Origin of the sequence: Nocardioides sp. T2.26MG-1 (genome assembly GCF_950101795.1) — a bacterium.
Classification (GTDB): domain Bacteria; phylum Actinomycetota; class Actinomycetes; order Propionibacteriales; family Nocardioidaceae; genus Nocardioides.
Map to the genome: position 1 here is coordinate 54,147 of NZ_CATNLZ010000012.1, position 20,666 is coordinate 74,812.

General features: G+C 70.7%; 18 protein-coding genes. 4 read left to right on the plus strand and 14 right to left on the minus strand.

The annotated features are described in order from the left end of the window. Positions 1 to 255 precede the first annotated feature (255 nt). From QQZ14_RS09965 to QQZ14_RS09985, 5 genes are all read right to left on the minus strand, one after another. On the minus strand, positions 256 to 1,062 hold the full coding sequence (locus QQZ14_RS09965; RefSeq protein ID WP_284534109.1) for an ABC transporter ATP-binding protein: 807 nt from the start codon (positions 1,060 to 1,062) through the stop codon (positions 256 to 258). Then, positions 1,059 to 1,940, minus strand: a complete 882-nt coding sequence (locus QQZ14_RS09970) for an ABC transporter permease (RefSeq protein WP_284534110.1) — start codon at positions 1,938 to 1,940, stop codon at positions 1,059 to 1,061. The genes QQZ14_RS09965 and QQZ14_RS09970 overlap by 4 nt, the downstream gene beginning before the upstream one ends. After that, entirely contained in the window at positions 1,933 to 3,969 is a 2,037-nt protein-coding gene (locus tag QQZ14_RS09975; protein ID WP_284534111.1) for a glycosyltransferase, read from the minus strand. The genes QQZ14_RS09970 and QQZ14_RS09975 overlap by 8 nt, the downstream gene beginning before the upstream one ends. 126 nt (positions 3,970 to 4,095) lie before the next feature. Further along, entirely contained in the window at positions 4,096 to 5,151 is a 1,056-nt protein-coding gene (locus tag QQZ14_RS09980; protein WP_284534112.1) for an iron-containing alcohol dehydrogenase family protein, read from the minus strand. A 5-nt stretch (positions 5,152 to 5,156) separates the two neighbouring features. After that, positions 5,157 to 5,882, minus strand: coding sequence for a phosphocholine cytidylyltransferase family protein (locus QQZ14_RS09985; RefSeq protein ID WP_284534113.1), 726 nt, complete (start codon positions 5,880 to 5,882; stop codon positions 5,157 to 5,159). 170 nt (positions 5,883 to 6,052) lie between these two features. Between QQZ14_RS09985 and QQZ14_RS09990 the strand changes: the two genes are divergently transcribed. From QQZ14_RS09990 to QQZ14_RS10000, 3 genes are read left to right on the plus strand one after another with little or no spacing between them, the layout of a single operon-like run. Beyond that, entirely contained in the window at positions 6,053 to 6,376 is a 324-nt protein-coding gene (locus tag QQZ14_RS09990; protein WP_284534114.1) for a DUF6752 domain-containing protein, read from the plus strand. Positions 6,377 to 6,383: 7 nt separating this feature from the next. Then, positions 6,384 to 7,505: a hypothetical protein gene (locus tag QQZ14_RS09995; RefSeq protein WP_284534115.1), complete on the plus strand. Its 1,122-nt coding sequence runs from the start codon at positions 6,384 to 6,386 to the stop codon at positions 7,503 to 7,505. After that, positions 7,498 to 9,087, plus strand: coding sequence for a LicD family protein (locus QQZ14_RS10000; protein WP_284534116.1), 1,590 nt, complete (start codon positions 7,498 to 7,500; stop codon positions 9,085 to 9,087). The genes QQZ14_RS09995 and QQZ14_RS10000 overlap by 8 nt, the downstream gene beginning before the upstream one ends. A 27-nt stretch (positions 9,088 to 9,114) precedes the next feature. Here QQZ14_RS10000 and QQZ14_RS10005 read toward each other — a convergent pair whose 3' ends face one another. The 4 genes from QQZ14_RS10005 to QQZ14_RS10020 all read right to left on the minus strand — a co-directional run bounded on the left by QQZ14_RS10005 (position 9,115) and on the right by QQZ14_RS10020 (position 14,119). Further along, positions 9,115 to 10,230 (minus strand): hypothetical protein, encoded by a 1,116-nt coding sequence (locus tag QQZ14_RS10005; protein WP_284534117.1) that lies wholly within the window; start codon positions 10,228 to 10,230, stop codon positions 9,115 to 9,117. Positions 10,231 to 10,351: 121 nt separating this feature from the next. Then, the gene (locus QQZ14_RS10010; RefSeq protein WP_284534118.1) at positions 10,352 to 11,359 is read right to left on the minus strand and encodes an endonuclease/exonuclease/phosphatase family protein; all 1,008 of its coding nucleotides are present in this window, start codon (positions 11,357 to 11,359) and stop codon (positions 10,352 to 10,354) included. A gap of 161 nt (positions 11,360 to 11,520) precedes the next feature. Further along, on the minus strand, positions 11,521 to 12,702 hold the full coding sequence (locus QQZ14_RS10015) for a hypothetical protein (protein WP_284534119.1): 1,182 nt from the start codon (positions 12,700 to 12,702) through the stop codon (positions 11,521 to 11,523). A gap of 10 nt (positions 12,703 to 12,712) precedes the next feature. Then, entirely contained in the window at positions 12,713 to 14,119 is a 1,407-nt protein-coding gene (locus QQZ14_RS10020) for a phospholipase D-like domain-containing protein (RefSeq protein WP_284534120.1), read from the minus strand. A 285-nt stretch (positions 14,120 to 14,404) separates the two neighbouring features. Between QQZ14_RS10020 and QQZ14_RS10025 the strand changes: the two genes are divergently transcribed. Beyond that, complete coding sequence (locus QQZ14_RS10025; RefSeq protein ID WP_284534121.1) at positions 14,405 to 15,412, plus strand: endonuclease/exonuclease/phosphatase family protein; 1,008 nt, start codon at positions 14,405 to 14,407, stop codon at positions 15,410 to 15,412. A 13-nt stretch (positions 15,413 to 15,425) separates the two neighbouring features. Here the strand turns inward: QQZ14_RS10025 and glf are convergent, their stop codons facing one another. The 5 genes from glf to QQZ14_RS10050 all read right to left on the minus strand — a co-directional run bounded on the left by glf (position 15,426) and on the right by QQZ14_RS10050 (position 20,585). Next, positions 15,426 to 16,616, minus strand: coding sequence for a UDP-galactopyranose mutase (gene glf / locus QQZ14_RS10030; protein WP_284534122.1), 1,191 nt, complete (start codon positions 16,614 to 16,616; stop codon positions 15,426 to 15,428). Between the two features lie 6 nt (positions 16,617 to 16,622). Continuing rightward, positions 16,623 to 17,561: a glycosyltransferase family 2 protein gene (locus QQZ14_RS10035; RefSeq protein ID WP_284534123.1), complete on the minus strand. Its 939-nt coding sequence runs from the start codon at positions 17,559 to 17,561 to the stop codon at positions 16,623 to 16,625. 1 nt (position 17,562) lies between these two features. Further along, a complete protein-coding gene (locus QQZ14_RS10040; RefSeq protein ID WP_284534124.1) occupies positions 17,563 to 18,519 on the minus strand; it encodes a glycosyltransferase family 2 protein in 957 nt (318 codons plus the stop codon). 45 nt (positions 18,520 to 18,564) lie between these two features. Beyond that, positions 18,565 to 19,029 carry a hypothetical protein gene (locus QQZ14_RS10045; RefSeq protein WP_284534125.1) on the minus strand — a complete coding sequence of 155 codons (465 nt, stop codon included), beginning with the start codon at positions 19,027 to 19,029 and terminating at the stop codon, positions 18,565 to 18,567. A gap of 110 nt (positions 19,030 to 19,139) precedes the next feature. Next, positions 19,140 to 20,585, minus strand: coding sequence for an LCP family protein (locus tag QQZ14_RS10050; protein ID WP_284534126.1), 1,446 nt, complete (start codon positions 20,583 to 20,585; stop codon positions 19,140 to 19,142). Positions 20,586 to 20,666 lie beyond the last annotated feature (81 nt).

Here is a 20,666-nt window from a genome sequence, read left to right on the forward strand (position 1 = left end):
TTGTAATTTCCACTCGACACGCCGACAGAACCGAGATTTGTCAAGAAACTTCAGGCTTGTAGTTCTCGGCCCCGGCCGATTCGGTCCGGTCGCTGGTCGAGTAGCCGCCGCGAGGGACGAGCGGCGGCGTATCGAGACCACTGCACGACCGAGGTCTCGATACGCCGGTCGCGAGCTCGTTCCTCGCTCGCGCGGCTACTCGACCTGGCTGCTGAGTCCTCGTGTCCCGAGCTTCGCTCGGGTCACGAGGGCAGCTCAGATGTCCGCGCCGAGCTCGTCGTCGGTGTCGCCCGCGGTGAGCTCGTCGCCGTCCGACTTCTCGTCGTCGTCGTACCGGACGAACTTGATGCCCTCGTCGACGTCGCCGTCGAACGCGAGGCGGCCCTGCTCGAGCACGAGCACCCGGTCGCACATCTTGCGGACCGAGCCCGCCGCATGGCTGACGTAGAAGAGCGTGCGGCCGCTGTCGCGGATCTCCTGCATCTTCTTCAGGCACTTCTGCTTGAACGGCTTGTCCCCCACCGCGAGCACCTCGTCGGCCAGGAAGATGTCGGAGTCGACGTGGATCGCCACCGCGAAGCCCAGGCGGGCGAACATCCCGGAGGAGTAGTGGCCCACCGGGGAGTCGAGGAAGCGCCCGATGTCGGCGAACTCGACGATGTCGTCGAACTTGCGCTGCGTCTCCGCCTCGCTCATGCCGAGCACGGCGGCGTTGAGGTAGACGTTCTCCCGGCCGGTCAGCTGCGGGTGGAACCCGGCGCCGGTCGCGATCAGGCCGGCGATCCGGCCGCGGGTGAGCACCGTGCCGGTGTCGGGACGCATCACCCCGTTGATGAGCTTGAGCAGCGTGCTCTTGCCCGAGCCGTTCAGGCCCATCAGGCCGATGGACTCGCCCTGCTCGACCGTGAACGACACGTGGTCGAGCGCGTTGAACTTGCCGCGGATGTCCCGGCCCTTCACGGCCGCGACGGTCATCTGCTTGAGCGTGCGGTGGTAGCGCAGCGTGAAGGTCTTGGTGACGTCGTCCACCACGATCGACGTGTTGCTGGAGTGCGTCGTCACAGCTGCTCCGGGATCCTGTTCTCGAACCGGGTGAAGATCAGCTGGCCGCAGACCAGCATCACCAGCGCGATGCCGAGGGCGAGGAACCCGTAGGCGTACAGGTGATCCGGGATGTGCGCGGCGTGGATCGCGTCCGGGTCGTCGGTGGTGCCGACCCAGAACGCCTGCTGGACGAGCAGCACCGCGTCCGCGATGGGGTTGAAGAGGTAGTACTGCGCGAAGTGGCCGAACCGCGCGTCGACCATGCTGTAGGGGTAGATCATCGGCACGGCGAACCGCACGAAGTTGGTGAGGATCGAGACGAAGCTGCTGACGTCGCGCATGAACACGTTGGCGACGCTGAAGACCAGCGCCAGCGAGGTCCCGAGGGCGGCGATGATCGCGAGCGCCAGCAGGAACCCGAGCAGGTAGACCGGATCGGGCGTCCAGCCGGTGAACAGGCAGATCACGGTGAGGATCACGATCTGGGGGCCCATGTGGTAGAGCGAGACCAGCATCGAGGCCACCGGGAACATCTCGCGTGGCATCGCCATCTTCTGCACCAGCGACCGGTTGCGCACGATGGAGCGGGTGCCGGCGTTGAACGTCTCGATGAAGAACTGCACGACGATCAGTCCGCAGAACACGTGCACCGCGAACATCTCGGTGCTGCGGCCGACGATCTTGCCCATCACGAACCAGTAGATGAACAGCTGCGAGAGCGGGTTGATGTAGGACCACATCAGCCCCAGGAACGAGCCCTGGTAGCGAGCACTGACCTCGCGCTTGACCAGCATGCGCAGCAGGTAGCGGCGTCGGAACACCTCCAGGAGGCCGGCGCGCGGGGCCGGCGGGCTCAGCGGTGCGTCGACGACGTGCAGGCGACCGGCGTCAGTCATCGAGCCCCTCGAAGGACGCCTTCCAGGCGTCCGGCGAGGTCAGCGACCCCAGCGCCTCCTTGTAGCGGGCGCTCAGCTCCGGCCACTCCTGGAACAGCCGGGCGTGGAGCGCCGTCGAACGCCGCATCTGGTCGGTGAACTGCTGCCGGTCGCGGCGGTACCAGGCCGCCTTGGTGCCGTCGGCGGCCGAGACGATCGCGGAGTCGTAGTGGGCCAGCCGGAACCACTTCTGGTCGAGGTGGGGAACGATCCCCTCCGGGAACGCCGACGACATCGCGCGCGGTGGCGTGACCTGCCGGACGAGTCCGGTGGCGGCCATCATCAGCTTGCCCGGCATGTTGGTCGGGTTGGGGATCCCCTTGCCCTTGCGGGGCGGCTTCTTCATGCGCGGCGGCGGGAACAGCTCGAGGTCCGGGGTGGCGCGCGCGTCGTCGTACCGGCCGGACAGCTCACGCAGGTACGGCAGTCGGTGCGCCAGGTCGGAGTGCATCCGCTCCGGGCCGTCGAGCACGTCCTGGAGCGCGAGCAGGATGATCTCGCCGGTGCCGTACTGCATCGAGACCAGCCGCTTGGCATGGTTGGCCATGCTCTCGAAGGCGAGCCGGCCGCCGTGGTCGTACGGCGAGTGCAGCAGCGCCGAGACGAGCCGGTTGCGCTCGTGGAAGTAGGCCTGCCAGTCGAGCGTGTCGTCCTTCTCGGTCCACGGGACGTGCCACACGGCGGCGCCGGGCAGGGTCACCGTGGGGAACCCGGCCTCGCCGGCCCGCAGGCCGAACTCGGCGTCGTCCCACTTGATGAACATGGGCAACGACAGGCCGATCTCACGGATCACCGAGGTCGGGATCAGCGACATCCACCAGCCGGTGTAGTCGACGTCGATCCGGCGGTGCAGCCACGGCGTCGACCGCAGCGGACGCCGGGCCCAGTCGTGGGAGTGCTTGGTCTCCGGGGCCGGACCCCAGAACCAGGTCCACTTCGCCAGGGCCTCGCCGTAGGCGTGCATGACGGTGCGGTCGTACAGGCTGAACATGTGTCCGCCGACGATCGTGGGGCGCCGCGTCAGGTCGGCGAACGCGACCGCGCGCTTGATGCCCTCGAGCTCGCAGACGACGTCGTCGTCGAGCAGCAGGACGTAGTCGGACTTGCCGCGCTGCACGGACTCGAACATCGCCCGCGAGAAGCCGCCGGACCCGCCGAGGTTGGCCTGGTCGATGATGTGCAGCTGGTCGCCGAGCACGGCCTTGGCCTCGGCGTAGCGGTCGGTGTCGACCACCTTCTGGTTGCCCTGGTCGACCACGAACACGTCGTCGAGCATGGCGAGGGTCGAGGGATCGCGCGACAGCGCGACGAGCTGGTCACCGCAGAAGTCGGGGCGGTTGAAGGTCGTGATGCCGATGCTCACCCGCCCGACCTGCTGTCGGTCCGTCTCGATCGACCACTCCGCGCTCTCCAGGACCGCCTCGCCGTCGCCGGCCTCGAGGTCGAACCAGTACCAGCCGCCGTCGATGAACGGGTCGAGCGTCAGGTCGCGGGTGATCGTCACCGGCTCGTCGCTCTCGAGCGGGATCGAGTCCGCCCGCAGCACCTGGCCGCGTGCCGTGGAGCGGTAGACGATCAGGGCACCGATACCGCGGGCGCGCAGCACCAGCCGCACCGTGCGGAACTCGGTCCAGCGCCGCCAGTAGCTCGCCGGGAACGCGTTGAAGTAGGTGCCGAAGGTGATCCGGCGGCCCTTCTCGGCGATCGCGTGGTCGTTCTCGTCGATCCGGCCGTAGCCGATCAGGCTCGTGTCGGCCGTGGGGGTGCTGTCCGTCGCCTTGGCCGCGAGCTTCTGCGAGGCGCGGTCGATGCCGGACTGCCCGGACGACGCGTCGGCGCTGCTGGCCATCGACGTGACGGCACCGATGTACAGGCCGCGGACGTCGAGCTCCTGGGTCGCGCGCATGATCGTGCGCTGGACCACCCGGAACCCCGCGGTCGAGACGTCGTCTGAGCGTGGCTCGGCCACTGCCTCGGAGGAGTCACCCACGTTCTCACTCCTTGTCATGTAGCGGCGAAGACGCCGGGAAGACTACCAGCGGGGATCGGGCGATCCCGCATCTGCCGCGGGGTGTGTGAGCCACCTCGCGTCACGTCCAGCGGTGCGGCAACGGACTCAGCCGGAGCCCCTCACGGTCGCGACGGCGTCGACGAAGTCGGCGACGCTGGCCGCGGTCTGCTCCTCGTCGAGTGCCAGGTGCTCGAGGACCGTGTAGCGGTCGGGCCGGGTCTGCGGGGCCGCCAGGACCGCGGTCACGAACTCCTCGTCCGAGAGGCCGACCTCGCTGGGCAGGCACGGCAGGTCGTGCCGGGTGAGGCAGGTGACGATCTCCGCGAACCGTCCGGGCTGCTCCCGCAGGTGCGTGGCGAACGCAGCACCCAGCCCGGCCAGCTCACCGTGGTGCGCCTTCCCCGGGAACAGTTGGTCGACGGCGTGGAGGATCTCGTGGCAGGCGCCGCTGCAGGGACGCGACGTCCCGGCCACCGACATCGCCATGCCGGAGAGCACGAGTGCCTCCGCGAGCACCACGAGGAACGGCTCGTCGTGGACCGAGTCGGTGCGCCCGATGATGGACTCGGCCGCCAGTCGGGCGAAGGCCAGGGCGAGACCGTCGACCGGCTCGCCGCGCTGCCGGCCGGCGAGCAGCCAGTCCTCGATGGCCGACAGGTTGCTGACGACGTCGCCGATCCCGGCCGAGACCAGCGGTGCCGGTGCTGCTCGGACGTAGTCGAGGTCGACGACCACCGCGAGCGGCATCGCGACCCCGAAGGAGCCCTTGCCGTGGGGGTGGTCCAGGGATGCCACGGGCGAGCAGAGGCCGTCGTGGGCGAGGTTGGTGGCCACCGCGATCATCGGGATGCCGGCACGGGTGGCGGCGTACTTGGCGACGTCGAGCGTCTTGCCGCCGCCGATGGCGACCACGGCGTCGTAGCCGCGCTCGCCGAGCGCCGACTGCAGCTCGGTGGCGGCCTTCAGGCTGGCCTCGTGCACACCGTGCACGGCCGCGCCCGGGAGGGCCGGCGCGATCCGGCCCCAGATCTCCTGCCCGGTGGACGGCCCGACCGCGACCAGCACGCTGCCGGTCGTCGAGATGTACCGGTCCTGGAGCAGCTGGGGCAGGTCGTCGATCGCCCCCGCCCGGATGTCGAGGTGGAGGGGGCTCGCCAGCATCCTCGCTAGTAGTGGCACGCGATCTCCCGGGCCCGCGCCAGGTCGGCGTGGTCGTCGACCTCGACCCAGGAGGTCCCGCTGGGCAGGGGCGCGACGCCGATGAACTCGCCCTGGTCGGCCAGGTGCTGGTAGCCGTCCTCGTAGTAGAGGTCCGGGTCCCGCTCGAACGTCGCCTGCAGGGCATCGGCGAGCTTCTGCGCCGCCGAGCCCTCGATCAGGGTCGCGCCGATGTACTCGGCGTACGCCGTCGCCGGGTCCATGAGCTTGGTGATCGAGACGACGCCGCCGTCGGCGCCGATCCGGACCTTCATCTCCTCCTCGGCGAGCCGCTTCTCGGTGTCGACCGCCAGCAGGATCTCGGGCCCGCGGTTGGAGAGGAGGGTCTCCTCTACCGCCACCGGGTGCACGGTGTCCCCGTTGACGAGGAGCGCCCCGTCGGTCAGGTGGTCACGGGCGCACCACAGGGAGTAGGCGTTGTTCCAGATCTCGGCCTTGTCGTTGTGCACCAGCTCCAGCGTCACGCCGTAGCGCCGCTCGAGGTCGGCGCGTCGCTCCTCGACCGCCTGCGCGGCGTACCCCACCACGACCACGACGTCCGTCAGCTCGACGGCGGCGAGGTTGCGCAGCGCGATGTCGAGGATGGTGATGTCCCCGTCGACCGGGACCAGCGCCTTGGGCAGCACGTCCGTGTAGGGGCGCAGCCTGCGCCCCGCTCCGGCTGCCAGCACCATTCCGATCACGTCGAGGCCTTCCTGGAGATCCGTGTCTGCTCGAACGGCCAACCTATCGTGGGGCTCAGCCTCGGCCGGCACTGCGGAGGCAGGTAGTAGCCTGCCTCGTGCCCCGGACCGGCGGTGCCGACCGGCGGCTGGCTGACGAAACACAGGAAAGACGGTGGGACATGTTCGACCTCCCCGGCCGCCTGCGCCGCTCCCGCGCGTGGACGTCGCGCGGCAAGGCCGGCGGCGCCACGGGCTCCCTGGCGGCGCGCGTCGAGGCGCTCGAGGAGGACATGCAGGAGGCGCGGCGCCTCAACCGCCGGCTGGCCGAGCTGATGGACGTCGTCGAGGAGCTCCTGGTCCCGCTCAGCCAGCAGGACCACGAGCGGGTCGAGGCCTATCTCGCAAGCAACACGACCCGGCTGGACGCGGGGCGGTTCGACGACGACACGGACGGACCATCGGCGACGGGGACGCGCGAGCAGCAGCACCCCGAGCGGGGGTGACTGCCAGGTGGCGAGCAGGGTCTTCCTGCACATCGGGCTGCCCAAGAGCGGCACGACGTTCCTCCAGACGACCATGTGGGCCAACCGCCCGCGGCTGCGCGCCCAGGGGGTCCTGTACCCCGGCCGGGAGCGACTCGACCACTACCAGGCCTTCCAGCAGGTGCGGGCGGCCAAGCGGGCGAGCCCCGGCGCCGGCAGCGGTGCGTGGGATCGGCTGGTCGCCGAGCTGCGTGCCTGGGACGGCGTCGGCCTGGTGTCGCACGAGTTCTTCTGCATGGCGACCCCCGACCAGGCTCGCCGGGTCCTCGAGGACCTCGCGCCGGCGGAGGTCCACGTCGTCCTGACCGCCCGGGCCTACTGGCTGCAGTTCCCTGCCATCTGGCAGGAGGCGCTCAAGATGAGCTACGACGGGGGCTTCGACCAGTTCATGGCCGAGGCGTTCGCTGGGGAGCGCCGAGGCGCCTGGGGATGGTCCTCTCAGGACCTGCCGGCCATCCTGACGACATGGGCGAGCGTCGTGCCGGCAGACCGCATCCACGTCGTCACGGTGCCGCCGCCCGGGTCGCCGCGCGACCTGTTATGGAGGCGGTGGGTCGCGACGCTCGGCCTGGACGACCGCGGGTTCGACCTCGACGTCGCCTACCCCAACGAGTCGCTGGGCGCGGCCCAGGCCGCCCTGCTCCGGCAGGTGAAGCCCTACCTGTCCGGACCGCTCACCGACGGGCCGACCCGGCACCGGTGGGTCCGCCGCTACTTCGGGCACGAGGTGCTCGTCCCTCAGAAGGGCGACAGGTTCTACCCGAGCGACACCCACCTGGACGAGCTCCAGGAGCGTTCCCGCGACGCCGTCGAGGCCATCCGCGCCGGTGGCTACGACGTGGTGGGCGACCTCGACGAGCTCGTGGTCGAGGGCCCCACCGGGGAGCGAGCGCACCCGGACCGGGTGACGGATGCCGAACTGGTCCAGGTCGCCGCCCGGGCCATCGAGCAGATGATCCGCGACATGCGGGAGATGACGCTCGAGCGCAACAAGTGGCGCGACCGGGCCCGGTCGGGCTCGTCGGCCCGCCTGGGTGCCCGGGTCCGCCACCTGGCGCGCCGGATCCGCGGCAGGAGCCGGCATGAGTGAGATCGGCCCTGCCACGGGCGAGCAGACCCTCGTCGTCGACGACGAGTTCCTCCGGCTGCCCACGAACGTCGAACCGGCCCGGACCTACGACGTCCTCCTCAACGGCGGGCACGTGTGGTCGCTGCTGCCCTCCCGCGACGCCGAGACGCGCCGGGGTCAGACCGTCGTCCCGTGGCCCCGCGCACTGCGGCGCTACCTCGTCGGCACCGCCGACGTCGTGCTGCGCGAGCACGCCGAGGACGTGGTGGTCGCCACCGGACACCACGTGTTCCAGGGCGTCCACGGGCGCCAGGTCAAGGTCACCGACTCCGAGGGCCACCACCTGATCCTGGACAAGTACGGCCGCCTCACCGTCCCCCTGTCCGCGGAGGACCCCGAGTCGGTGGCGGGCTTCCTCGCGCAGGTCGAGGCGCTGCTCACCGCGGTGCGTGACCAGGCCGGCTTCCCGGCGTTCATCTGCTACGGGACGCTGCTCGGCGCGGTGCGCAACGGACGCCTCATCGGCCACGACAACGACGTCGACATCGCCTACCTGAGCGATCAGCCCTACCCCGTCGACGTCGTCCGGGAGACCTTCCACCTGGAGCGGGTGCTGCGTGCGGACGGGTGGCACGTACGCCGCGGCTCCGGCAGCCGGCTGAACGTGCGGATCCAGCAGGAGGACGGGTCGCACCGGTTCGTCGACGTGTTCACCGCGCATTGGGTCGGGGACCGTCTGTACATGCCGCAGGACACCGGCTTCGACATCCCCCGCGACCGGATGCTGCCGCTGACCACGGTGCCGCTGCACGGGCGCCCGTTCCCGGCGCCCAGGGACTACGAGCTGCTGCTCTCCCTGACCTACGGCCCCGGATGGCGCACGCCGGACCCGTCGTTCAAGTACGAGACCCCCCGCTGGCTCGCCCGCCGCCTCAACGGCTGGTTCGGCGGCCTGCGCACCAACCGGAAGTACTGGGACGCCTTCTACGGCCGGGCCGGGCGCACCCTGCCCACGGAGCCGACCCACTTCGCGCGCTGGGTGGCCGAGCACTATCCCGCGACCCGCCCGCTGGTCGACCTCGGGGCGGGCAACCTGCGCGACTCACGGTGGTTCGCCCGGAAGCGGCAGGCCGCAGTGTTGTCCCTCGACTACACGAGCGGCGCGATGCGACTCGGACGGAAGCCGGGCAAGCGCGTCCACCGGGAGCTGGTCAACCTCAACGACACCAGGCACGTGCTGTCCCTCGGGGTCCGGCTCAGCCGCACCGCACAGCCGGTCGACCTGTATGCCCGCTTCCTGCTCAACACCCTCGACGCCGACGGTGTCGCCAACGTCATGCGGCTGGCGTCGATGTCGCTGCGCCGAGCGGGCTACCTGTTCCTCGAGTTCCGCACCCTGCAGGACCGGGGCCGGCGGAAGGCCTTCCACAACGACAAGCGGGTCTTCCTCGACCCCGACGGCGTGGTCCGGCAGATCGAGGACGCCGGCGGGCGCGTGGTGCACCGCGACGCCGGGCTGGGGCTGGCGCCCTACCTGGACGAGGACCCGCACGTGTGCCGGATCGTCGCCGCCTGGAGCGAGCAGGCGGACGGCGCCGAGTGACCGTCGGCCCAGGGGCCGGCTCCTGGGTCAGCTCCGGCGGCGCCTGAGGTCGTCGACCAGCCGACCCAGCCGGTGCAGGCGCCCCTCGTCCGCCGGACGCGGGGCGTCGGCCCGGATCACCCGACCCTGCGACGCGCGTTGCACCAGCAGGGCGGCGATGGCGTCGGCGTAGGCGGCGCGCTCGGCCCCGCGGCCGACCTCGTCGGGCGAGCGGTACGGTCCCTCGGGCGGTCGCGGGACGAGCTCCGCCAGATCGCCGTGGACGACGTATCCGCGGCTCCGGATCGTCTCGTTGCGCTCCTCGGCCAGGACGCGCAGGCGCTCGACCAGCTCCGGTGGGCACTGCGGACGGCTCGAGCTCTGCGCCGCCAGGACGCGCTCGGCGAACTGCGACTTCACCACCCGGGCGTACTCCGGGTGCTTGATCCGGCCCGCGAGCGCCTGGTTGACCCTCCGGAGCACCTGGATCTGAGCGACGCCGAGACTGCTGTTGGCCGCTCGACGGGGCGCCACCGGGTCGATGCCATCGGCGTCGAGGTCGAGCGCCTCGGCGAACCGCCGCCACAGCAGGGAGGGGTCCGCGGACGACTGCGGGGCGACGACGACGTGGACGTGGTCGGGCGGCAGGTCGCGCGCCCACCGGCTGAGCACACCGACCGGGTCCTGGTTGCGCCAGAACCCGTTCTCGAAGTTGCCCCTCTCCAGCTGCCGCACCAGGCGCCGCTCGAACTTCGCGAAGGTGCGGGCGCTGCCGTTCTTGACCCGCTCCTGCCACTCCGAGGTCACCTGCCGGGCAAGGTCACGGGCGGTGAGCACCAGGTGGACGTCGAGCCCGTCGAGGTCGGCGTAGGCCCGGTTCACCTGCGACACGGTCGCGCCGCCGAGGACCTCGTGGCTCATGATCGTCACGCCGTCGTGGTCCTGCGCGTCCCGGCACACCGCGCTCCACCGGCCGGCGAGATCCTCGGGGTCGTAGCCCCAGAACCCGTGCGACTCGCGGAGCTCGACGGCGGCGAGGAACATGTCGTTCGGGCGGTGGCCGGCACAGCGGAAGCCCTGGGCCTTCAGCGCGCCCTGGTTGTCCCACAGGACCCGCTGGAGGTAGGTCGTCCCGCTCTTCGGCGTTCCGACATGGAGGACCACCCGGCGCGGCGATCTGCCCAACGAGGCCTCACTCTTCGTGCCGACGACAGTAGGGATCCCGCCCGGTGATCGGCGGGTTGCGGCACCACGATACAGGTGGCTCGGCCACCGGCCGGACCGGCTACGGGGTGGCGGTCGGTGGGTTGCTGGGGGGCGGGGTCGGCGGCGGGGTGGTGACCTTCACGTCGAAGTCGACCATCAGGGGGCGGTGGTCCGAGGACAGGCCCCACAGGATCTTCAGCGCGGATGCGGTCACCGACGGACGCGGCAGGAAATAGACGTAGTCGATGAGTCGCGTGTCGTTGCCCGAACGCAGGGTGTGCGTCCCGACCGGAGGCTCGCGCACCGCCTGGTAGCTGGCCTCGAGACCCACGTCGCCGAGCATCCGGTAGGGGAACATCGCCGGTGCCAGGACCCGGTCGCGGCGGAAGTTCACGTTGAGGTCGCCGGTGACGAAGACCAGTCCCCACTTGTGCGCGGTGATCTCACGGACCAGTGACTGCAGGCCGCGCATGTGCTTGCGGAACAGCTTGAGCCGCTCGGGGAAGTTGCGGTTGGGCCCGCCGGACTTCGCCTGCACGCTGGGGACCGTGTGGTTGTTCAGGATGTACACCGGGCGACCCGAGCGCAGGTCGCTCAGGCGCACCCAGTTGACGAACTTGGCGTTGATCGTCGACGGGCCGGCGCCGGCCTTGCCGACGTAGGTCGGCTCCGTCACCTGGACCGAGCCGGAGTCCTTCAGCTCGAACCGGTCCGTGCGGTAGAGCACGGGGGTCTCCCCCGGCACCGCCGGGCCCGGCATGTTGGCGCCCCACACGCAGCCCTCGCAGTCGATGTACATCTCACGGATCGCCCGGCGTTTGTCGGGGCTGGCCATCTCCTGGAGGGCGATGACGTCCGGGTCCTTGGCCATGATCTTCTCGAGGTCCAGCATGGCCGTCTCGGGGTCGAGCTGGGCGTCGGCGTTGTAGGTGACGATGCGCAGCCTCGAGGTGGCCGGGGCCGTGCCGCCGTCGTCCCCGCGGGCGCCGCCGGCCGCGCTCAGACCGGCGACGGCCAGGCACAGGGCCAGGGCCGCGGCGCACACGGCGGCGGCGCGGACGGTGAGCGGCGGACCCGAGCGGATCACACATCCCCTCTCGTAGCAGCCGCCCGTTGCGGGCGGCCGGGGTGGATACGGATGGTGAGGCAGAGAAGTCTAGTCACACAAGTCGTCATCTGTCACACGTTCCACGGGCTCGGGCCTGGGGCCGGAGCGCCGGCGACGGTCGGCGGGTGGCTCCCGGCGCGTCAGGAACGCTCGCGGAGCCGGCGCCAGCGGCGCTCGAGCCGCCCCAGTGCCGGGTGCTGTGCCGACAGCTCCTTGAGCGCCGTCCGGACCGGGTCCGCGCGCACCGCCTCGCCCAGCTCGACCGAGGCCCGGTCGCGCTGCCGCGTCGCGGACATGTCGACCAGGAGGTCGGCCAGGACCTGCACGCTCTCGTCGAGCAGGTCTGTCTCGGCAGGCGGCCGGTAGCCCTCGGCCGCAGCGCGCGCAACCGCGTCCTCGTCGACCAGGAGGTCGTCGAGGGATCCGATGACGTCCACGCCGGCTGCCGCGAGCCCCTCCGCAAGCTTGCGCGACTCGTCGGCGGCGAACGCGATGTCCTCGGGTGTGAGGCGCAGCGGGTTGCCGGGCCGGGCGGCCAGGATCCGGTGGGCGAGCACATCCTTGACCGTCCCGGGATAGGGACCGGGCAGGGGCAGCCGGTCGCCGAGCGCCACGTTGACCCGTCGCAGCAGCTCCGCCTGCTCGAGGCCGAGGGAGGTGTTGGAGCGCGAGCCTTCGGTGTCGAAGGTGGCCGCGTCGAGACCGAGAAGACCCGCGAACCGCTCCCAGAGCAGGGCCTGCGGCGCCCCGCTGGGCGGGACGGTCACCACGTGCACGTGCGACGCCGGCAGCCCGGCGCCCCAGCGCTCGAGGACACCGACGTAGTCCTGCACCCGCCAGAACCAGCCCGTCCGCTCGGGCGCGTCGGCGCGCACCGAGGTGACGAACTCGTCGAAGCGCAGGCTCGAACGGTGCTTGACGTGCTCCTGCCACTCGGCGGACAGCTGGCGCAGCAGGTCGCGTGCGGTCAGCACCACGTGTACCTCGGTGCCCGGCCCGAAGGACGAGGTCGCCCGCTTGGCCTGGGCGGGCCCGGCGGCCGCGAACAGCTCGTGCGAGATCAGGCTCGTCCGGGGCCACCGCTCGGAGTCCGACACCAGCCGCGTCCACATGCCTTGAGCCTGCGGCGGGTGCGGGGGCCGCGCCATGCCCCGGATGTCGAGCGAGGCGAGGTAGTGGTCGTTGAAGCTGTCCATGGGAAGCCGGACGCCCTGCTGCTCGGCCAGGTCCCGGTGGGACCACATGACCTGCTGGAGGAACGTCGTCCCGGTCTTGGGACTGCCGACGTGCAGGACTGCCCGGGGTCGGGCGGGACCGTTCACGATGACTCCATCAGGCCGGGGGCGTGTTGGTGGAGGTGGACGCGGTGTAGGGCAGCTTGCGCGAGTGCTCCCGCATCCTCACCCAGTTGGCGAGGTAGGCGTCGTACGCGCTCTTGAGCTCGATGTTGAGCGTCGACTCGTCGCCCTTCCTCAGGGACCCGGCGACCCAGTTCGGGGAGCCGGTCATCACCACCCACTTCTTGGGGTTGCCGGCGTACTTGCCTCGCACCAGCACGAACTTGCTGTGGGTGCGGACCTCGTTCCAGCCGTCCTCGTTGAAGTCCCACCGGCTGTCGTAGAGGTCGATCAGGTTGTTGCGTGCGGCCGTGCGCAGCCGCTCGGCGATCTGACGGGAGGGGGCGCCGTAGATGATGCTGATCCGGCACCCGGCGCGCGCCATGTTCAGGAGCTTGGTCGCGATGTAGTTGCCGCGGGTGCCCTTCCAGTAGAACATCGAGATGTTGATCTGGGTGGCCCCCCAGGCCGAGCCCCGGCACTCGACCTTCCTCAGGTCCTTCATGACCGGGTCCTTCTTCTGCCCGGCGTCCTTGATCGGGAAGAACCTGCTCGTGTAGGGCCCGTCCTTGAAGAAGACGCCCTCGCGGGGCGCGGGCTTGCCGTAGGTCATCGCCAGGTGCTGCTGGACGTACTCCGCGTAGCTCTCGGGCCGGCCGCGCATGATGTACATGTCGTTCCACCCGAGCTTCGCGCCGCCGCGGTTGATGTTCGAGGAGCTCACCATCACCACGTCGTGCGACTTGCCGGTCTGGGAGAACAGGTAGATCTTCATGTGCATGTTGCCCTGGCCGGAGCGGCAGCTGGGCTTGCACCGCTTCACGTAGCTGCCGTCCTTGCCCCACGTGACGGAGTCACCCAGGGGCGCGTCGACACTCTGCGCCGCCTGCGCCCGGCTCATCAGCGGGCTGTCGTCGGGGGCGATGGTCGGCCGGGCGACCCGGTCGCGGCGGAGCGGCCGGTTGCACGGGCCGCGCTTGGCCTTCTGGTCCGCCTTGCCGTCGTGGTTGCGGTCGGTGACGTTGTCACCGTTGAGGGCAGAGATCAGCCGGCGGGAGTTGGCGTTGTCGATGTCCTGGTCGATGATCACCCGCACCGCCACGCCCCGCTTGCAGGCGTCGATCAGGTCGGTGACCGAGCGCGTGTGGTCCATGAGGAACGTCGTGATGTGGATGACCGGCTGCGGCTTCTTGCTCGTCCGCGCGTGCTTGGGGACGCCGTTGATCGCCCGGTCCACCTGGTTGACGATCGCGAAGTTCGCCGACGCCGTCTTGGAGAACGGCCGCGGCGTGTTGAACACGGCGGTGCCGTCGACCGCGGCCGACGACGCGGCGTTGGACATCACCGGCTGAGGCGACATCGCGAGCAGCAGGAACGTCGCGAGGACAAGAAGCTTGCGCATGAACACCTCAGGTCGGACGGAGCTTCGCACTCGGCCGACAGCAGATCGGGAACGGGCCGGGAACAGAGTAGCCGGGGGTACGGCCGAATCCGGACTTCGGCTGCCGTCTCGGCCGGCCGGGCCCGTCGCGGGTTCCGGTAGCCTGTGGGCGCTCGACAGATCTGCCCCGGTCCCTGTCCGTCTCCGTGGGCAGCGTGGCAGGAGGTGTCCAGGTCCGTGGGTCGGCATACAGTGCCACGCCGTCGGCGACCGCGCGGAGCGCTCCGATCGCGCGGCGGGGTCCAGGTGGCCGCCGCTGCGCTCGCACTCACCGCGGTGCTCGGCAGCCTGGCGGCCAGCCACGACTGGGTCGAGCGGACCGCGGGCTCCGATGCGGGCCTCGCCGCCCTCGACGCGCCCCCCGTCGTCCAGGAGGTGCTCGCCGCCCCTCCGGCCCTGCAGCTGGCTCCGCCCACCGCGGCCGAGCGACGCCGAGCACGGCTCGCCGAGCTGGCGGAGAAGCGCGCGGAGCAGCGCCGCAAGAAGGCAGCGGCCCCGACCACTTCGTTCCGCGTGGCGACGATCAACACGCTCGGCGACTCCCACACCCGGAGCGGCGGCAACAAGGCGCGCTTCGCCTCGGGGGTGGACCGCACCCGCAACCTGATCGGGATCCTGACCTCGCAGGGTGTCGACGTCGTGGGGCTGCAGGAGTTCGAGACCACGCAGCGGGCCACCTTCGACAGGCTCACCAGCGTGTGGCGGGTGTTCACCGGCACCGAGCGCGGCCGCGACTCGATCGCCTATCGCAGCGACGTCTGGGAGCTCGTCACGGGTGGCACCGGCACGATCCCGTACTTCCACGGCAACCCGGTGCCGATGCCGTGGGTGACCCTGCGCCACCGGGCGACCGGTCGCGAGGTCTCCTTCATCAGCATCCACAACCCGACCAGCAACCCCCAGCGCGGCAACAACGCCGCCGAGCGCGCCGAGGCCACCCGCCGCGAGATCGCGATGGTGCGGACGCTGGCCCAGGGCGGTGACCCGGTCCTGCTCCTGGGCGACTTCAACGAGCGCGCCGAGGCGTTCTGCGCGGTCACCGCCGGCGGGGACATCGGCGCCGCCAACGGCGGCAGCGTCGGCGGGCGGTGCGCGCCGCCCCCGGACGCGGGCATCGACTGGATCTTCGGCACCACCGACGTCGAGTTCTCCGACTACGTCCGGCACCAGGACGCCGTGGTCGCCCGGACCACCGACCACCCGGTGATCGTGGCCAGCGCCACCATCACCGAGCCGCTGGCCCCCGCCCGGTGACCAGACCGGTGACCTACAGGCCGCTGTCCAGCGCGGTGCCGCCCTCGAAGTACGGGCGCAGCTTGTTGTCGAACATCGAGAGCGCCGAGCCGATCGCCATGTGCATGTCGAGGTACTGGTAGGTGCCGAGCCGGCCGCCGAACAGCACGTTCGCCTCGCGCTTGGCGAGCTCGCGGTAGCGCAGCAGCTTCTCGCGGTCGGCGGCGGTGTTGATCGGGTAGTACGGCTCGTCGCCCTCCTCGGCGAAGCGCGAGTACTCGTGCACGACGATGCTCTTGCCCGGCAGGTAGGTGCGCTCGGGGTGGAGGTGCTTGAACTCGAGCGTGCGGGTGTACGGCACGTCCGCGTCGTTGGCGTTGACGACTCCGGTGCCCTGGTAGTCGTCGACGTCGACGGTCTCGCGCTCGAGGTCGATCGTGCGCCAGGACAGGCGGCCCTCGCTGTGGCCGAAGTACTCGTCGACGGGCCCGGTGTAGACGATCGGGACCGTTCCGCGGAAGTCGTCGACGACGTCGAAGAAGTCGGTGTCCAGCCGCACGTCGATGTTCGGGTGCTCGGCCATCCGCTCCAGCCAGGCGGTGTAGCCGTCGGTCGGCAGGCCCTCGTAGGTGTCGTTGAAGTAGCGGTTGTCGAAGGTGTAGCGCACCGGCAGGCGGGTGATGATGTCGGCCGACAGCTCCTTCGGGTCGGTCTGCCACTGCTTGGCGGTGTAGCCCTTGACGAACGCCTCGTAGAGCGGGCGGCCGATCAGGCTGATCGCCTTCTCCTCGAGGTTGCGGGCGTCGGCGGTGGCGATCTCGCTCGCCTGCTCGGCGATCAGCGCGCGCGCCTCGTCGGGGGTGTGGCTACGACCGAAGAACTGGTTGATCAGGCCCAGGTTCATCGGGAACGAGTAGACCTGGCCCTGGTACTTCGCGAACACGCGGTGCTGGTAGTTGGTGAACGTCGTGAACCGGTTGACGTAGTCCCACACCTTCTTGTTGGAGGTGTGGAACAGGTGGGTGCCGTAGACGTGCACCTCGATTCCGGTCTCCTCGTCGAACTCGCTGTAGGCGTTGCCGCCCAGGTGCGACCGGCGCTCGAGCACCAGGACCTTCAGGTCGAGCTCCGTCGCGCAGCGTTCGGCGATGGTCAGGCCGAAGAAGCCGGAGCCGACGACGACGAGATCGGGGACCGGACCGGGAGCGGGAGTAGTGGAGGACACGGTGGGTCAGTCTACGGATCGGGGCGGCACGGCTCGCATCCCCCGCGCGTCACGCATGGCTCGGACGACGTTGCGCGCTTCGGCACGCCCTCCGCGCACCGGGCTCAGCAGCACGACCGCCGCCGTCACCAGCCACGGCTTGAGCCGCACCAGCGCGTTCTCGCCGTACCGGAGGTGCACGACGAACAGGTTGCGGTACATGAAGTACCCCTTCCACCCGCTCAGGTCGTGCTGCTGGTCGAAGGGGAGCTGACGGACGAGCACGGCGTCTCGGATCGCCCAGATCCGGAAGCCGGCGCGACGGGCCCGCACGGCGTAGTCGACGTCGTCGTAGAAGATGAAGTACGACGGGTCCGGCAGCCCGATGGCCTCGACGACCTCGCGGCGGAGCATGAAGCCCTCGAACGCGACGTTCTGGAGCTCGACGCGCGCGGGCATCCGGTCCCGGCTGCCGTAGTCGGTCTCGACCATCCCGGTCTTGGGTCGCACGGACAGCGGGTTGCTCAGGTCGAAGCGGGTCGCTGCCTTCTCGACCAGCCGGCCGTGCACGTCCTGGCGCACCGACATCAGGCACGCCTCGTCCTGGGACAGCAGCACCTCCAGGCAGTCGGGCGCGGGCACGACGTCGTCGTCCATGAGCCAGATCCGGTCGTGGCCCGCAGCGAAGGCCATCTGCACGCCCAGGTGGAAGCCCCCGGCGCCGCCGAGGTTCTCCTCCGCGTGGGTCACCTGCAGCGGCAGGCCGGGGCGGGCGGCGGCCACCTGCTCGGTCAGGACCGCTCGGGTGTGGTCGCTGCTCGCGTTGTCGATGACGAAGATCGCGTCCGCCGGGCGGGACTGGGCGGCAAGCCCGTCGAGCATGTGCGCCAGCAGGTCGGCCCGGTTGTAGGTGACGACCACGACCGCGACGGACTCGCGGGGTGTCGAGGCTCGCTCCGCTCTCACCTCAACCACCGAGTTCCAGGAATCGACGGTGGCCGGTGAAGTCGCCGCGCAGCGCGGCGTACATCGCGCGGGCGCTGGTGAGCAGCCGGCCCCCGTCCGGGCGGGTGAAGGTGTAGAACCACACGGTCTTCGCGACGAAGGCGAGAGCGTGCGGCCAGCCCCGGTACTCGCGCAGGTTGAGCAGGTTGTTGCGCGCCATGCAGTAGTGCTTGAGGTCGCTGGGGCTGTGGTTGTACGTCGCCCGCCCGAACATCATCGGCGTGCCGAGGCTGCCGACGGCGGGATGGCGCACCTGGGCGCCGACGACGGTGGCGATCCGGGCACCCGCCGCCTCGGCCCGCAGCCGGTACTCGTGGTCGTCGCCCCAGATGAAGTACTCCGCCCGCGGCAGCCCGATCCGCAGGACGAGGTCGCGCGTGACCAGCACCCCGTTGAACGGGATCACGATGCCGTCGATGCGCCCGCGGGCGGCGGCCCGCTCGACGTCGGCCAGCCGGTGCACGACCCGGGTGCCGCCCGGGATCCGGATGGGGAACACCAGCCGGCCGTGGTCGTCCTCGTCGACGACCAGCGGTCCCCAGAAGTCGAGGTCGGGCTCGGCGAGCAGCCGGGCGAGGCAGTCGGGCTCGGGCAGCCCGTCGTCGTCCATCAGCCAGGCGAGGTCGGCCCCGCGCTCGACGGCCCAGGCGAGGCCGTCGTGGAAGCCGCGGGCGCCGCCGCCGTTCTCGGCGAGCGTGCGCCCCAGGACCGGCGTCGTCGGGTGGGCCTCGCCCGGGTCGCGGTCCGCGAGCCCGGTCAGCCACTCCCCCGTGCCGTCGGTCGAGGCGTTGTCGACGACGAGGATCTCGGCGAGCCCGGGCACCTGGTCGAGCCGCTCGACGAGCCGCTGCAGGAGCGTGAGCCGGTTGAACGTGACCACGACCGCGACCACGCGGCGGTCCTGCGGCAGCTCGGTCACGGCGCCAACCCTAGTGCCGTGACCGAGCAGCCCTCCCTGCTGGGATCAGCCGGCGCACTCCGTGAGCCCGAGCTCCGTGGCGGCCGCGTTGGCGTCGGCGAACGGGCCGGGGGAGACGGAGACGACCGTCGGGTCGGCGGTCAGGGCGTCGATGCCGTCTTGCAGCGCGGTGAGCAGCGCGTCGACCGCGTCCTGGTCACCCTCGGGGGCGCCCAGCTCGGCGATCGCGTCGTGCTGGCCCTGGATGTTCGGGACGAGTACGTCGCGGGCGAACGCGGACACGTCCTCCTCGGTCGGTGCGTCGCCCAGCTCGGCGCTCGCGGAGTCGACCTCGGCGTTGCCGTCGGCGCAGATCTGGTTCGCCTCGGAGACGAAGTCGGCGGACGCGATCGCCGACGCGTCGGGCTCGGGAGCGCTGTCCTTGCCGTCCGAGCCGTCCGAGCCGCCGCAGCCGGCGAGGAGGCTCGCAGCGAGGGCCAGCGCGGGGAGGGACAGGAGGGATCGCTTCATGGGGGGGTGTGCCTCTCGTAGGCGGAGCACTACCCCGGAAGTGGGCGAAGCGCTTCCGCGGTCGGCGAACCGTACCCTCACGACAGCGGCCGCGTGGGTGAACCAGCCGATCAGCAAGCGCTGTCGAGGTCGTCGGCCTCGTTGGCGGCGTAGCCGGAGCCGAGCGAGCCGATCGAGCCCCCGGTCACCGGGTCGTCGGCGTGCTTCTTCGGCTTCGCGGGCGGCGGCGCGGTGCCGTCGGCACGGTCGATCGCCTCGGCGACCTTCTTCCTCACCAGCTTGATGTCGGGATGGGCCGTGTCGATCATCGGCGGCACCAGCGAGAGCGTCGAGATCCGCTGACCGCGGGCCTTGAGGGCGAGCTCGGCGAAGTGCCCGAACTCGCCCGCCGGGATGTTGGTCGAGACCATCGCCGAGCTGGCCTGGGCGATGCTCGCGAAGTTGCGTACGGCGGTCTGCGGGCTGATCTGCTGCAGCATCGCGTTCATCACGCACTTCTGCCGCGCCATCCGCGAGTAGTCGTCGGAGTCGTAGCGGGCCCGGGCGAACCACAGCGTCTCGAACCCGTTGAGCTTCTGCACGCCGGGCTCGATGTGGCTGTAGAAGGAGTCCTGGGGCAGTCCCACCGGGATCTCCTGGCGCACGTTCAGGGTGACGCCGCCGACCGCGTCGACCAGGTCCTTGAACCCCTCGAGGTTCACCATCGCCCAGTAGTTGATCCTCAGCCCGGTGATCCCCTCGATCGCCATGATCGTGGCGTCCACGCCGGGGTTGGCGGAGTCGGGGAAGAGCTCGGTGTTGTCGCCCGCCCAGGTGCTGACACCGTTGAGGTAGTCGGCGTCGAACCCGTCGGGGAACTGCTCGTGCATCACCGACCCCTTGACGAAGGGGAAGTTCTGCATGTTGCGCGGCAGCGAGATCAGCACCGTCCGGCCGGTCTCGGCGTCGATGCTCGCCACCGTCATCGAGTCGGGGCGCAGCCCCCACCGACCGGCGCCGGAGTCGCCTCCGAGCAGCAGCACGTTGTAGCGCCCGTCGTGGGCGCCGGTGTCGCCGCCGTCGCCGGACATCGCGAGGACGAAGTCGCGCTGCGCGCCGACCAGGTGGGCCCCGAAGAGGAGCGCCGCCGCGACCGAGAGCGCGAGGACGCCGTTGAGGCCGACCGCCGCGCGCCGGTGACCCATGGTGAGGGTCAGGGGCTGGCCCAGGCGCCAGGCGTCGAAGAACAGCAGCGCCCACCCGGTGGCGAGCGCCATCAGCGCCAGGCGCAGCCAGAACAGCGCCGCCGGGTCGAAGCCGATCTCGAACGCCAGCCGGTGCCAGAAGAAGGCGGCGACCACGGTCACCACGAACGTCGTGACCACGACGAACCAGATCCGCAGCGCGATCAGGCCGACCTTGCGGTTGCCGGCGACGAGCTGGGCCGAGCCGGGCAGCAGCAGGGTCATCAGCATCAGGGCCAGGGCCCGACGGAAGCGCACCCGAGCGGCGCGGTCACCGGCGGTGAAGCGCGGGACCTGGCTGTCGAGCGACCCGGGGGAAGAGACGGGCGGCATCGAGATGCCTCTCTGCAACGTGGAACGGGGAAGGGATGGTGCTGACCGCCAGTATCACCAGTCACACCCGTCACAACGATG